Here is a 12,720-nt window from a genome sequence, read left to right on the forward strand (position 1 = left end):
GACGGATCGCGAGGATCGTCATGGCCCAGCAGCAGGACAGGTCCCGGCAGCAGACCGCCGAGCGGGAACGGCAGGAAAAGGACGCCGAGCACGCCCGGAACTTCGGGGACGAAGCGGCCGACGCCCGGACACCCGAGGACCCGCGGGCGGTGGCGCCCCGGGACGCGGCCGGCCGCCCGTCCAACGGCCGCCAGTTCTGACCGCACCGGCGCGTCCCCGCCCGCCCGGGCGGGGACGCGGCGCGTCCCTCAGCTGTCGTTCTCCGGCAGGTGCAGCAGGGGCGCCCGGGCGAGCGGCTGCTCCGGCGGTGGACCGGACGCGTGGGCCGGTGGCACCGGCACGGTGACCGGCCGGTCTCGGGTGACCTGGATCGCCTCGCCGTGGTGGCGCAGGTCCAGCACGGCGTCCGGCCCGGCGTGCCGCAGCGAGTACGTCGTCTGGTGCGGCCGGACGTCCACGCGCAGGTGCATCGACCGCCACTGGAGCGAGAACTCCAGTCGGCTGAGCCGGCTGGAGAGCCGCGGCGAGAAGGAGAGCGTCCCGTCGTGGTCCCGCAGGCCGCCGAAGCCGGCGACCAGGGCGATCCAGGCCCCGGCCAGCGAGGCCATGTGCACACCGTCGCGGGTGTTCTCGTTCAGGTCGTGCAGGTCCATCAGGGCGGCCTCGCGCAGGTAGCGGTGGCCCAGCTCCGGGTGACCCACCTCGGCCGCCATCACCGCCTGGGTGCAGGCCGACAGCGACGAGTCCCGCACGGTGCGTCGCTCGTAGTAGAGGAAGTTGCGCAGCTTCTGCTCGCCGGTGAAGGCGTCCCCCCGCCAGTGCATGGCGAGCACCAGATCGGCCTGCTTGACCACCTGCTTGCGGTACAGGTCGAAGTACGGGTAGTGCAGCAGCAGCGGGTACTTCTCGGGCGGTGTGTGCTCGAAGTCCCATTCCTGCAGCCGGGTGAACCCCTCGACCTGCTCGTGCACGTCCAGGTCCTCGTCGTACGGGACGTGCATGGCGTTGGCGGCGTCCCGCCAGGCGGCGGCCTCCTCCTCGGTCACCCCGAGGTCGGCCGCCTGGTCCCGGAGGCGCATCGCGCAGTCGGCGGCGGTCAGCAGGTTCCGCTGCGCCATCAGGTTGGTGTAGATGTTGTCGTTCTTGACCGCGGTGTACTCGTCCGGGCCGGTCACCCCGTCGATGTGGAACTGGCCGTTGCGGTCGTGGTGCCCCAGCGTGCGCCACAGCCGGGCGGTCTCCACCAGCAGTTCCAGGCCGATCTCCTGTTCCAGCGCGTCGTCGCCGGTGACCAGGAGGTACCGCCGCAACGCGTCGGCGATGTCGGCGGCGATGTGGAACGCGGCGGTGCCCGCCGGCCAGTACGCCGACGACTCGGGGCCCTCGATGGTCCGCCACGGGAAGGCGGCGCCCTTCAGGTTCAGGGTCCGGGCCCGCTCGTGCGCCTGGGCTAGGGTGGTGTGCCGCCAGTACAGCGCGTCCCGGACTGCGCTCGGCTGGGTGTAGGTGAGGACCGGCAGGACGAACATCTCGGTGTCCCAGAACGCGTGCCCGTCGTAGCCCGGGCCGGTCAGTCCCTTGGCGGGTATCGGGCGCCGCTCGGCGCGGGCGCCGGCCTGGAGCACGTGGAACAGCCCGAAGCGGACCGCCTGCTGCACCTCCGGGTCGCCCTCCACCCGGACGTCGGCGGCGTCCCAGAACTCGTCGAGGTACTCCCGCTGTGCCCGGCGCAGCCCGTCCCAGCCGTCCAGGCGGGCGGCGGCGAGGCCCGCGCCGACCTGGTCGCGCAGCGCGGGCAGGGACCGCCGGCTGGACCAGCCGTACGTCAGGTACTTCACCACTCGCAGCGTCTGGCCGGGCTTGAGCACGCAGCCGATGGTGGTCCGCACCCAGTCCTCGTATCCCTCGGACTCGATGGTCGTGCGCTCGGGACCGTGCAGGTCGTGCGCCATGGCGGCGGCGACCCGGAGCCCGCTGACCTTGGTGCGGTGGATCAGCAGCCCGCCGTCGTCGGTGGTCAGCTCCTCCTCGGCCTGCAGCGGCGACTCCAGCACCGCGGCCACCCGCGGGTCGCGGCTCTGCGCCGGCAGGGTCTCGTTGGCGACCAGCTCGGACTGGAGGATCAGCCGGATCGGCCCGTCGACCGCCTCGACCTCGTAGTTGATCGCGGCGACCGCCCGCTGGGTGAACGACACCAGCCGGGTGCTGCGGACCTTGACCTCCCGCCCGGCCGGCGAGCGCCAGTGCAGCTCCCGGTGCAGGGTGCCGGCGCGCAGGTCGAGGATCCGCTCGTGGGAGAGGAGTTCGCCGTACCGGACGTCGAGCGGCTCGTCGTCGACCAGCAGCCGGATCAGCTTGCCGTTCGTGACGTTGACGATGGTCTGGCCCGACTCGGGGAAGCCGAAGCCGGCCTCCGCGTACGGCAGCGGGCGCAGCTCGTAGAAGGAGTTGAGGTAGGTGCCGGGCAGGCCGTGCGGCTCCCCCTCGTCGAGGTTGCCGCGCAACCCGACGTGCCCGTTGGAGAGGGCGAAGACCGACTCGGACTGGGCCAGCACGTCCATGTCGAGGCGGATCTCGCGGACGTGCCAGGGTTCGACCGGATAGGCGCGTTCGCGGATCATGCCGCTGGCTCCTTCAGCAGCTCGGCGAGGTCGGTGACCACCACGTCCGCCCCGTGGGCGCGCAGCTCGTCGGCCTGGCCCACCCGGTCGACGCCGATCACGTGCCCGAAGCCGCCGGCCCTGCCGGCGGCCACCCCGGCCAGCGCGTCCTCGAACACGGCGGCGTTCGCCGGGGCGACCCCGAGCAGTTCGGCGCCGGCGAGGAAGGTGTCCGGGTGGGGCTTGCCGCGCAACCCTCGCTCCCGGGCGAACACCCCGTCGACCCGGGCCTCCAGCAGCCGGTCCAGCCCGGCCGCGCCGACCACCTCCCGGCAGTTGGCGCTCGCCGAGACCACGGCGCGGCGCAGCCCGGCGGCGGCCGCCGCCTCCAGGTAGGCCACCGAGCCGGGATAGACCTCCACGCCGTCGGTGTGGATCCGCTTGAGCAGGACGACGTTCTTGCGGTTGCCCACCCCGTGCACCGTGTCCGCCTCCGGCGGGTCGTCCGGCGCGCCCTCCGGGAGGGTGATCCCGCGGGAGGCCAGAAAGGAGCGCACGCCGTCGGCGCGCGGCTTGCCGTCCACGTACCGGTTGTAGTCCGGTCCGGGGTCGAACGGGCGGTACGGCTCGCCGGTCGCCTCGGCGCGGGCCCGCAGGAACGCGTTGAAGGTCTCGGTCCAGGCGGCGTTGTGCACCTTGGCGGTCTGCGTCAGCACACCGTCCAGATCGAAGAGACAGGCGGTCACATGAGCGGGTAGGCCCAGCACGCTTCGAATCTATCCATCGGACGGGCCGGGCAAACCCGATTCGTCCCGCCGGTCAGCGGTTCGGGCGCAGCGTCCAGACCACGGTCAGCACGGAGGTGACGGTGCCGTCCTCGGTGCCGATCTCGACCTCGACGGGGAACTCGGGCCGCGTGCCGGTGTCCAGCTCGGCGATCACCTCGGCCGGCGGGCGACCGAGCCGGGCGGTGGCGAGCACCGGGCCCATGGCCACCTTCCGGTACCCGATGTCCGCCCGGACGGCCAGCGGCACCGCCCGGTCGAGCACCGGTGCGAACGCGGCGAGCACCACCGCGCCCGAGGCGGTCTCCCCGAGGGTGAACATCGCCCCGGCGTGCGGGCCACCGACGTGGTTGTGGGTGGCCGGCGAGTCGGGGAGCCGGACGACGGCCCGCACCCCGCCCTCCGCCTCGGGCGCGACCTCGACGAATTCGATTCCGAGCGTGCGGGCGAACGGCACGGCCTCCAGCAGACCGGCGGCCACCTGGCGAGAGTCGATGGACATGCCCAGACGCTACTCGTCGGTAACTTATCCGGCAAGACCAGCCCGGCCGCGGTCGGCGGTCACCGCCAGCCCACGTCGATCCGGTCGCCGCGCTCGTCGAAGAAGTGCAGCGCGTCCATCCGCACCTGCACGGCCAGCGGGTGACCCGCCGACACGGCCGGGTACGGGGCGAGCCGGACCGCCAGCTCGGCCGGGCGGCGGTGGTGCCGGCCCGGGTCGTTGAGCACGCTGGTCCGGTTGCCCCCGCCGGTCGGCACGGCGTCCGGCGCCTCGCCGACCCGGCCGGTCAGCCGCTGCATGACCTGGCCGAACCGGCGCAGGCCACGCTGGCCGTTCTCGCCGGACTCCACCGGGCCACCCATCTCGTCCACCATGATCGCGGTGGCGCCGATGTCGAGGAAGGCCAGCGACTCGTGCCCGTGGTGCTCCAGGTAGCGGATCCGCCCCTGGAGCACGTCGCCCGGGGTGTCCGGGGCGACCGGAGTGAGCGCCTCGGCCCGCATCCCCACGATGATCCGCTCGCCGTGGTAGTGCGCCACCGCCCGGCTGCGGATGTCGTCCCAGGGCAGGTAGAGCGCCTGCTCGCCGAGGTTGAGCGTCACGTACCGGTCGAGGTGGACGTAGACCGAGGCCTCCAGCAGGTTCATCCGCGGGCTGCCCAGGAACGCGGCGACGTAGAGGGTGGCCGGGCGGCCGTACACCTGGGTGGGGGTGCCCACGTCCTGGAGCACGCCCTTGCGCATGATGGCGACCCGGTCGGCCATGGTGAGCGCCTCGGCCTGGTCGTGGGTGACGTAGATGGTGGTGACGCCCAACTCCCGGGTGAGACCGGAGATCTCCGCCCGCAGCTCCGCGCGGAGCCCGCTGTCCAGGTTGGACAGCGGCTCGTCCATCAGGAACAGCCCCGGACGGCGTACTATCGCCCGCCCCATCGCCACCCGCTGCCGCTGGCCGCCGGAGAGCTGGCTCGGCTTGCGGCCGAGCACGTCGCCGATGCCCAGCGCGCTGGCCACGTCCGTGACCCGGTCGCCGCGCGGCGTCGGCTCCACCCCGGCCAGCCGCAGCGGAAACGCGATGTTGTCGCCCACCGTCATGTGCGGGTAGAGCGCGAAGTCCTGGAAGACCATGGCGATCTTCCGCTCCCGGGGTGGCAGGTCGTTGGCCAGTTCGCCGTCGAGCATGACCGCGCCGGTGGTCGGATCCTCGAGGCCGGCCACCATGCGCAGCACGGTGGACTTGCCGCAGCCCGACGGACCGAGCAACACCATGAACTCGCCGTCGTTGACGTCCAGATTGATGGTGTCGACCGCGACTGTCCCGTCCTGGAACACCTTGGTGACATCCTTGAGCGCGACGGTGGTCACCGTCTCCTCCCCCAGCTCGTCGGCTGAACCCGGGAATGACTGTGACCAGGATCATCGGATCAGCACATCGGGTAAACGTGCCATGTTCCTCCCGTGACAGACCTATTACGTCCCATCGACCCCGCCGAATCGCTCCCGGCCGCCGAACGGAGGTCGACCCGGCCGCTCAGACCGGCTCGTCGAGGAAGACCCGGCGGACCACCCGCTCGGCGGCGTGCCCGTCGTCCAGCGTGCAGAACCGGGCCCGGAACCGTTGCCGGGCCTGGTCGGCGGCCGCCGACCGGACGGCGTCGGAGCCGAACAGTTCGAGCAGTTGGGGGAAGTCCACGGCCACCGCGCCCGGCGGCTCCGCCAGCAGGTCGAAGTAGACGCCCCGGGCCACCCGGTACGCCTCCCAGTCCGGCGCGTAGACGACGATCGGCCGGTCCAGGACGGCGTAGTCGAACATCGCCGACGAGTAGTCGGTGACCAGCACGTCGGCGGCGAGGTAGAGGTCCTCCACCCGGTCGTGGGAGCTGACGTCGAGCAGCCCGCCGGCCGCCGGTCCCCGGGGCCGCCGGTCCCGGTCGTGGAAGTAGTGGCTGCGCATCAGCAGCCGGCCGCTCGGCCCCAGCACGTCGAGCAGCCGGTCCGGGTCGAACGGCGGCCGCCAGCCGGGCAGGTGCTCCCGGTGGGTCGGCGCGTAGAGCACGGCCCGCTCGTCCGGCCCGATGCCCAACTCCGCCCGGACCTTGCGGATCTCGTCCGGGGTGGCCAACGCCAGCCGGTCGTTGCGCGGGTAGCCGACCTCCAGCGTGGTGTACGCGGCCGGGTACGCCCGCTCCCACATCTGGGTGGAGAAGCTGTTCGAGGTGACGCTGTAGTCCCAGCGGTCCACCCGGTGCAGCAGCTTCGCGAAGTCCATCCCCATCGCGCCGACCGGGTACCGCTGCTGGTCCAGCCCCATCACCTTCACCGGGGTGCCGTGGTGGGTCTGCAGGTGCACCGAGCCGGGGCGTTTGCGGACGAAGTCCGGGAAGTTGACGTTGTTGACCAGCCAGCGGGCCCGGGCCAGGGCCCGGTAGTAGGCCGGGGTGCCGGCGACCACGTACTCCACCCCGGGCGGGAGCGTGTCGACCCGGTCCCGCCGCACGATCCACACCCCCCGGATGTGCGGGGCGAGCCGGCGGGCGGCGGCGTACACGGCGGCCGGGTTGCAGGCGTATCCCCGGTACCAGTAGGCGGCGTAGACGGCGAGCGTCGGGTCGAGCGGCCGGCGCAGCTCGGCCCGGTAGTACTCGCGCAGCGTCCTCTCCCGGGTCACCCGCGCGGTCCGCCGGGCCACCGGCAGCACCCGGCGGCGGACCCGCCGCACCGAGCGCCGCGCGGCGTCCCCGGCCTGGTTGGCGCCGCGCAGCGCGCTGAAGGTACGCCATCGGCCGGCCGCCACCAGCCGGTGCTTCAGTCCCTCCACCCCGGACGGGACCGGGTAGCCGCCGGGCGGCCGGAACCGGTTGAAGTCGGCGTGGATCTGGGCGAAGAACGCCGGGCGCAGCTCCGGGGCGATCCGGTCGCCGTTGCCGAGCACCGTCAGGTAGTGCCAGATCATCCGCTCGAAGACCGCGGGCCGCAGCTCCGCGACCGCCGGCCCCCACCGGTCCATCAGCCGGAACACCCGGTGCCACTGGGCGAACACGTCGAAGTGCCGGTCGCCCCGGGTGCGGGTGATCGCCCCGGTCCGCCGCTGCCGGTAGTTGAGGCAGACGCGGTCCAGCACCCCGATCCGCTCGGCGGCCATCAGCGCGGGGTAGCTGAACGAGACGTCCTCGTACCAGCCCGGGGCGAAGCGCAGCTCCCGGTCGACGAGGAACTGCCGGCGGGCCGGCCGGTTCCAGGCGGTGTGCAGCAGCCGCATGGTCTCCGGCCGGCCCCGCAGCGGGAACGTCACCTCGCCGGGCGGTTCCGGGAAGACGTCGCGCATCGCGCTGCGGGTGCCGACGTTGTTCCAGTGCATCCGGACGTGGTCGACGATCAGCACGTCGGGGCGGGTGGCGACGAGCCGGTCGGCGACGTGCGGCAGGCAGCCGGGGACCAGCCAGTCGTCGCCGTCGACGAACCAGACGTACTCGCCGACGGCCCGGTCCAGCCCGATGTTGCGGGCCGGACCGAGGCCGACGTTCTCGCTGAGGCGGACCGCGTGGACCCGGGGGTCGCGGGCCGCGTACTCGGCCAGGATCTCGCCGCTGCCGTCCGGGGACGCGTCGTCGACCCCGATCAGCTCCAGGTCGACGTGCGGCTGGTCGAGGATCGAGTCGAGGCATTCCCGCAGGTAGCCCTGCACCGCGAAGGCCGGTACGACGAAGCTGATCAGAGTCATCCCGGCCTGGCCCTCCGTCAGCCCGGCGAGCGGTCACCTCCGCCCACCGGCACCGGCGTCCGTCGGGCGCGGGCCGGCAGGACCACCCAGGCGAGGACCACACTCGCGACGAAAACCACGAGAAGGTACGTACCGAGTGTAGCCAGAGCGATACTCGCAATTCCGGCGATTGACGCGACCGCCAGCACCACCGAGCGACCATCCCAGCCCAGCGTGGCGGCGTGCAGCGGCGGGGCCGCCTGCCGCTTCTCCAGCCGGGCGGTCAGGTCGTAGTGGTGCAGGGTGAGCACGAAGACGTACCCGAAGATCAGCCAGGCCGGCGCGCGGCCGGCCACCCCGACGGCGATCGCGAAGAGGTACTCCCCGGCCCGCAGCGCGGCCGGCACCAGCCAGTCCAGCGGCCCGGCGTGCGCCGCGCGCGCCCCGAACCCGCCGGCCAGCAGCACCAGCAGGCCCACCGGCACGGCCCAGCCCGGCAGCCGGCCGTCGGCGTGCACCGTACGCAGCGCGGCGACCAGCAGCACCGCCGCACCCAGCGCGCCGAACACCGCCAGCGCCAGCGGCCCGCGCGACACCGGCAGCGTCCGGGCCAGCGGCCCGTCGTCGCGGTGCAGGGTGGCGTCGACCGTGGTCAGCACGGGCACCCGCATCCAACGGGCGCGCAGCGTCCGCAACGCCCCGGTGTACGCGAACGCCAACGTCCCCCAGACCAGCACCACGCAGAGCGCCACCAGCGGACCGAACAGCGCGGCGGTCAGCGCGATCAGCGCCCACCGCTCGCCGATCGGGAAGACCACCGTCCGCTTCAGCCAGTACGACACCGAGCCGGTGTCCGCCTGCACCTTCGTCGAGGCGGCGTTCAGCTTCCCGCCGATGCCGCCGGCGTCCCCGGTCGCCGGGCGGGGCCGGCGGGCGGCCTCGTCGTGCAGCACGCCGTACCAGGTGTCGGTCATGTGCCGGACGGTCTGCAGGGTCATCGCGGCGATGGCGAGGGCCCAGCCGTAGCGGAAACCGGCGTGCGTGGCGCCGTAGCCGAGACCGGCGTAGACCAGGTACTCCTTGGCCCGGTCGGCCATGGTGTCCAGCCAGCCGCCCCAGGCGCTGAAGTGCCGGGTGTAACGGGCCAGCTGGCCGTCCACGCAGTCCAGCACGAAACCCAGGTAGAGCAGGACCGCCCCGGCGACCAGCGCGGGGCGTCCGCCGACCCCGAAGAGCACCGCCGCCGCCACCGCGAAGGCCACCGAGATCATGGTGACCGCGGTTGGGCCCAGCCCGATCCGGGCCGCCGCCTTCGCCACGTACGGCGACCAGGTGCTGACGAAGAACGTGGTGAAGAAGTCGTCCCGTTCCTTCACCGACAGTCGCAGCTCGGCCCGGTCCTCGTCGACCGCGGCGACGGCCGCCTCGGCGGCGGCCCGACCGGCCGGATCGACGACCCGGTGCGCGACGAGCAGGCGTACCCGGTGGGCGAAGGCCAGCGTGCCGCAGGCCGCGAGTTCGGCGAAGAGCCGGTCCACCGCAGACCCGGCCGACGGGGCCGCGGCCCCGGGCCCGGCTGCCGTCGCGGCCGACCGGGCGGCGGCGGCCAGGGCGGGCAGGTCGCCGACGCCGACCCGCAGCGCGCCACCGAAGACGCCCGTCGCGTCGTGCAGCTCGCCGGGGTCACCGACCGCGATCACCTGGCCGCGCTCGTCCCGGACCGCGACCTGCCCGGGCGCGGGCGAATCGGTGAGCACCAACGCCACCGTCGGCCCGACCGGGCTGGTCGCCAGGTGCTTGAGTACCGCCGTGTGCGCCACCAGGTCGGTGCCGCTGACCAGCACCGGGCCGCCGGCGTCGGCCACCAGCGCGGCCAGCTCGGACAGGTCGGCGGCGACCCGCACCTCGGCCGCGCCGGCCCGCCGCCACTGCCCGGCCAGGCGCTCCCCGGCCTCGTCCGTCCCGCCCGCATGGCCGGCGGCGAGCACGATCGCGAGCGTCACCGCGGTGCCGCGCCGGCGTAGGCGGCGAGCGCCTCGTCGATCGTCCCGTCGACCGTCAGCCGACCCGCGTCGAGGTAGAGCCCCCGACGACAGAACCGGGTGAGGTCCTTTTCGTTGTGTGACACCAGCACCAGCGTGCGCCCTTCCGCGAGAAGTCGCTCGATGGTCGCATAGCACTTGGCGCGGAACTCCGCGTCCCCGACCGCGGTCACCTCGTCCACCAGCAGGACGGGGTGCGGCAGGTGCGCGATCACCGCGAAGCCGAGCCGGACCTTCATCCCGGACGAGTAGTGGCGTACCGAGGTGTCGATCGAGCGCTCGACCTGCTCGCCGGCGAACGAGACGATCTCGTCGAAGTGCCGGCGCAGGTAGCCGGTGGAGAGCCCGTGCAGGCCGCCGACCAGGTAGAGGTTCTCCCGGCCGGTCAGGTCGTTGGAGAAGCCGGCGGAGAGTTCCAGCAGCGGCGCCACCTCCCCGTGCACCCGGATCCGGCCCTCGTCCGGAATGAGCACCCCGGCGATCAGCCGCAACAGCGTGCTCTTCCCGGTGCCGTTGCGCCCCACCACGCCGACCGTCTCGCCCGGCTCGATCCGGAACGACACGTCGCGCAGCGGCCAGAACTGGCCGCTTGCCGCAGTCCGCCCGCCCCGGTGGATGAGCAGTTCCCGCAGCCGGAGCTGGCGACGCCGGTTGCGGACGAACCGGATGCCGAGGCCCTCCGCCTCGATGATCGCCATTCACAGTTCCTTGAGCACGGCCGGTTCGAGTCGGCGGAACGACCACCAGCCGAACGCCAGCACCAGCAGGCTGCCCAGCACGGTGGTGGCGAGCAGCCGGGCGTCCGGGAACTCGTCCGGGTACCAGATGGCGTGGTGCAACTGGAAGATGCCGACCAGCGGGTTCAGCTCGTAGGCCAGCTTCAGCCAGCCGGGCATGCCGGAGTCCCGGACCAGGCTGAGCGGATAGATGATCGGGGTGGCGTAGAAGAGCACCCGGATGATCAGCCGCATGAACCGCTCGATGTCCCGCATCAGCACGTTCCACGCCGACAGCAGCAGCGCGATCCCCACCAGCAGGACGAGCTGCACCGTGACCGCCAGCGGCAGGGCGAGCACGGACCAGCCGGGGTGGATCTTCCCGTGCGCCGCGTACACCGCGGCGATGCCGACGAGGATGGGCAGGCCGGCGGCGTACTCGGCGAAGCGGCCGGTGACCCGGCCGATCGGGAAGACCTGGCGGGGCAGGTTCATCGTGGTGATCAGCCGGGCCTGACCGGTCAACGCGTTCGTCGCCTCGTTGATCGCCGAACTGGCCCACATCCAGGCGAAGATGCCGGTGATCAGGAAGAGCGGGTACGACCCCGCCGCGTCGCCCAGGTGCCGGCGGGTGGCCCCGGAATAGAGCACCCCGAACACGAACCAGTAGATCGCGCCCATGCCGAGCGGCTCGATCAACGACCAGAGGTAGCCCAGCACCGACTGCTGGTACTTCACCGCGAGGTCCCGCTTGACCAGGATGCGCAGCGAGTTGCGGGCCGACCAGAGCGCACCGACGCCTGACGTCACCGGCCCCTCCTCGCTTCCCGCCGCTCGTCGCCGACATCGGCGGGCTCGGGGCGGGTCACCCCGCCGGGCTCAGCACTCGATGACGTTGACCGCCAGGCCGCCCCGCGCCGTCTCCTTGTACTTGACCTTCATGTCGGCGCCCGTCTCCCGCATGGTCTTGATGACCTTGTCCAGCGAGACGGCGTGCACCCCGTCGCCGCGCAGCGCCAGCCGGGCAGCGGTGATCGCCTTGATGCTAGCCACCGCGTTCCGCTCGATGCAGGGGATCTGCACCAGGCCCCCGACCGGGTCGCAGGTGAGCCCCAGGTTGTGCTCCATGCCGATCTCGGCCGCGTTCTCCACCTGCTCGGGGGTGCCGCCCAGCGCCTCGGCGAGCCCGGCGGCCGCCATCGAGCAGGCCGACCCGACCTCGCCCTGGCAGCCGACCTCGGCGCCGGAGATCGAGGCGTTCTCCTTGAACAGCACCCCGATCGCGCCGGCGGCCAGCACGAAGCGGACCACGCCGTCGTCGGAGGCGCCGGGCACGAACCGGGTGTAGTAGTGCAGCACCGCCGGGATGATGCCGGCCGCGCCGTTCGTCGGCGCGGTGACCACCCGGCCGCCGGCGGCGTTCTCCTCGTTCACCGCCAGGGCGAAGAGGGTGACCCAGTCCATCGCCCGCAGCGGGTCGGTGGAGTCGGTCTCCGCCTCCAGGCCGCGGCGCAGCTCGGCCGCCCGGCGCCGCACCTTCAGCCCGCCCGGCAGCGTGCCGCCCCGCTCGCAGCCGCGCTCGACGCACTCGCGCATCACCCGCCAGATCTCCAGCAGCCCGGCCCGCACCTCCCCCTCGGTACGCCAGGACAGCTCGTTGGCGAGCATCACGTCGCTGATCGACAGGCCGGTGGCGGTGGTGACCGCCAGCAGTTCCCCGCCGGTGAGGAACGGGTACCGCACCCGGGTGGTGTCCGGGATGATCCGGTCCGCCCCGGCCGCCGCCTCGTCGACCACGAACCCGCCGCCCACCGAGTAGTAGGTGCGCCCCCGGACCTGCTCGCCGGCCGAGTCGTACGCGACGAAGGTCATCCCGTTCGGGTGGTACGGCAGCGACCGGCGGCGGTGCAGCACCAGGTCCCGGTCCGGGTCGAAGTCGATCTCCTGGGCGCCGAGCAGGCTGAGCCGCCGTTCGGCGCGGATCCGCTCGACCCGCGGCCCGACCGTGTCGGTGTCGACCGACTCCGGGGCCTCCCCCTCCAGCCCGAGCAGCACGGCCGGGCCGCTGCCGTGGCCGTGCCCGGTGGCGCCCAGCGAGCCGAACAGCTCGGCCTGCACCCGCGCGGTGTCGGCGAGGAGCCCGTCGGCCTTGAGCCCGGACACGAACGTCCGGGCGGCGCGCATCGGCCCGACGGTGTGCGAGCTGGACGGCCCGATGCCGACGCTGAAGAGATCGAAAACACTGATCATGGCTGCACTTTCCTCGCCGTCGTGCCCCGTTGTGCGGAACACGGCCCGGTCGTGCCGACCCGGTCCGGAGCGGCTGGCGGGTGCCCGGGGTGTGGGCGCCCGACCGGCCAGCCTACCCGCCCAGGT

10 protein-coding genes are annotated in these 12,720 nt (G+C 73.0%); 1 reads left to right on the top strand and 9 read right to left on the bottom strand.

Annotated elements, in window-relative coordinates:
• Window positions 1-20: 20 nt before the first annotated feature.
• Window positions 21-200 carry a hypothetical protein gene (locus tag DKT69_RS09095; RefSeq protein ID WP_109801136.1) on the top strand — a complete coding sequence of 60 codons (180 nt, stop codon included), beginning with the start codon at window positions 21-23 and terminating at the stop codon, window positions 198-200.
• Between the two features lie 48 nt (window positions 201-248).
• On the opposite strand, the gene DKT69_RS09100 is transcribed toward DKT69_RS09095, so the two are convergent.
• The 9 genes from DKT69_RS09100 to DKT69_RS09140 all read right to left on the bottom strand — a co-directional run bounded on the left by DKT69_RS09100 (window position 249) and on the right by DKT69_RS09140 (window position 12,594).
• Entirely contained in the window at window positions 249-2,621 is a 2,373-nt protein-coding gene (locus DKT69_RS09100; protein ID WP_109801137.1) for a glycoside hydrolase family 65 protein, read from the bottom strand.
• The gene (locus DKT69_RS09105) at window positions 2,618-3,367 is read right to left on the bottom strand and encodes a beta-phosphoglucomutase family hydrolase (RefSeq protein ID WP_109801138.1); all 750 of its coding nucleotides are present in this window, start codon (window positions 3,365-3,367) and stop codon (window positions 2,618-2,620) included. The genes DKT69_RS09100 and DKT69_RS09105 overlap by 4 nt, the downstream gene beginning before the upstream one ends.
• A gap of 52 nt (window positions 3,368-3,419) precedes the next feature.
• Window positions 3,420-3,887: a DUF4442 domain-containing protein gene (locus tag DKT69_RS09110; RefSeq protein WP_109801139.1), complete on the bottom strand. Its 468-nt coding sequence runs from the start codon at window positions 3,885-3,887 to the stop codon at window positions 3,420-3,422.
• 59 nt (window positions 3,888-3,946) lie between these two features.
• Window positions 3,947-5,251 carry an ABC transporter ATP-binding protein gene (locus DKT69_RS09115; RefSeq protein ID WP_109801140.1) on the bottom strand — a complete coding sequence of 435 codons (1,305 nt, stop codon included), beginning with the start codon at window positions 5,249-5,251 and terminating at the stop codon, window positions 3,947-3,949.
• A 166-nt stretch (window positions 5,252-5,417) separates the two neighbouring features.
• Window positions 5,418-7,607 carry a bifunctional glycosyltransferase/CDP-glycerol:glycerophosphate glycerophosphotransferase gene (locus DKT69_RS09120; protein ID WP_109801141.1) on the bottom strand — a complete coding sequence of 730 codons (2,190 nt, stop codon included), beginning with the start codon at window positions 7,605-7,607 and terminating at the stop codon, window positions 5,418-5,420.
• Window positions 7,608-7,624: 17 nt separating this feature from the next.
• Window positions 7,625-9,589 (bottom strand): DUF5941 domain-containing protein, encoded by a 1,965-nt coding sequence (locus tag DKT69_RS09125; protein WP_109801142.1) that lies wholly within the window; start codon window positions 9,587-9,589, stop codon window positions 7,625-7,627.
• The gene (locus DKT69_RS09130; protein WP_109801143.1) at window positions 9,586-10,326 is read right to left on the bottom strand and encodes an ABC transporter ATP-binding protein; all 741 of its coding nucleotides are present in this window, start codon (window positions 10,324-10,326) and stop codon (window positions 9,586-9,588) included. The genes DKT69_RS09125 and DKT69_RS09130 overlap by 4 nt, the downstream gene beginning before the upstream one ends.
• Window positions 10,327-11,154 carry an ABC transporter permease gene (locus DKT69_RS09135; RefSeq protein ID WP_109801144.1) on the bottom strand — a complete coding sequence of 276 codons (828 nt, stop codon included), beginning with the start codon at window positions 11,152-11,154 and terminating at the stop codon, window positions 10,327-10,329.
• Window positions 11,155-11,223: 69 nt separating this feature from the next.
• Entirely contained in the window at window positions 11,224-12,594 is a 1,371-nt protein-coding gene (locus DKT69_RS09140) for an L-serine ammonia-lyase (protein ID WP_109801145.1), read from the bottom strand.
• Window positions 12,595-12,720 lie beyond the last annotated feature (126 nt).

The organism is Micromonospora sicca (assembly GCF_003172935.1).
In the GTDB taxonomy this organism is placed as follows: Bacteria; Actinomycetota; Actinomycetes; order Mycobacteriales; family Micromonosporaceae; genus Micromonospora; species Micromonospora sicca.

Excerpts from the sequence above, each read along its gene's own strand:
- DKT69_RS09095 (WP_109801136.1), top strand. The coding sequence starts at position 21 with ATGGCCCAGCAGCAGGACAGGTCCCGGCAGCAGACCGCCGAGCGGGAA.
- DKT69_RS09100 (WP_109801137.1), bottom strand. The coding sequence starts at position 2,621 with ATGATCCGCGAACGCGCCTATCCGGTCGAACCCTGGCACGTCCGCGAG.
- DKT69_RS09110 (WP_109801139.1), bottom strand. The coding sequence starts at position 3,887 with ATGTCCATCGACTCTCGCCAGGTGGCCGCCGGTCTGCTGGAGGCCGTG.
- DKT69_RS09120 (WP_109801141.1), bottom strand. The coding sequence starts at position 7,607 with ATGACTCTGATCAGCTTCGTCGTACCGGCCTTCGCGGTGCAGGGCTAC.
- DKT69_RS09130 (WP_109801143.1), bottom strand. The coding sequence starts at position 10,326 with ATGGCGATCATCGAGGCGGAGGGCCTCGGCATCCGGTTCGTCCGCAAC.
- DKT69_RS09140 (WP_109801145.1), bottom strand. The coding sequence starts at position 12,594 with ATGATCAGTGTTTTCGATCTCTTCAGCGTCGGCATCGGGCCGTCCAGC.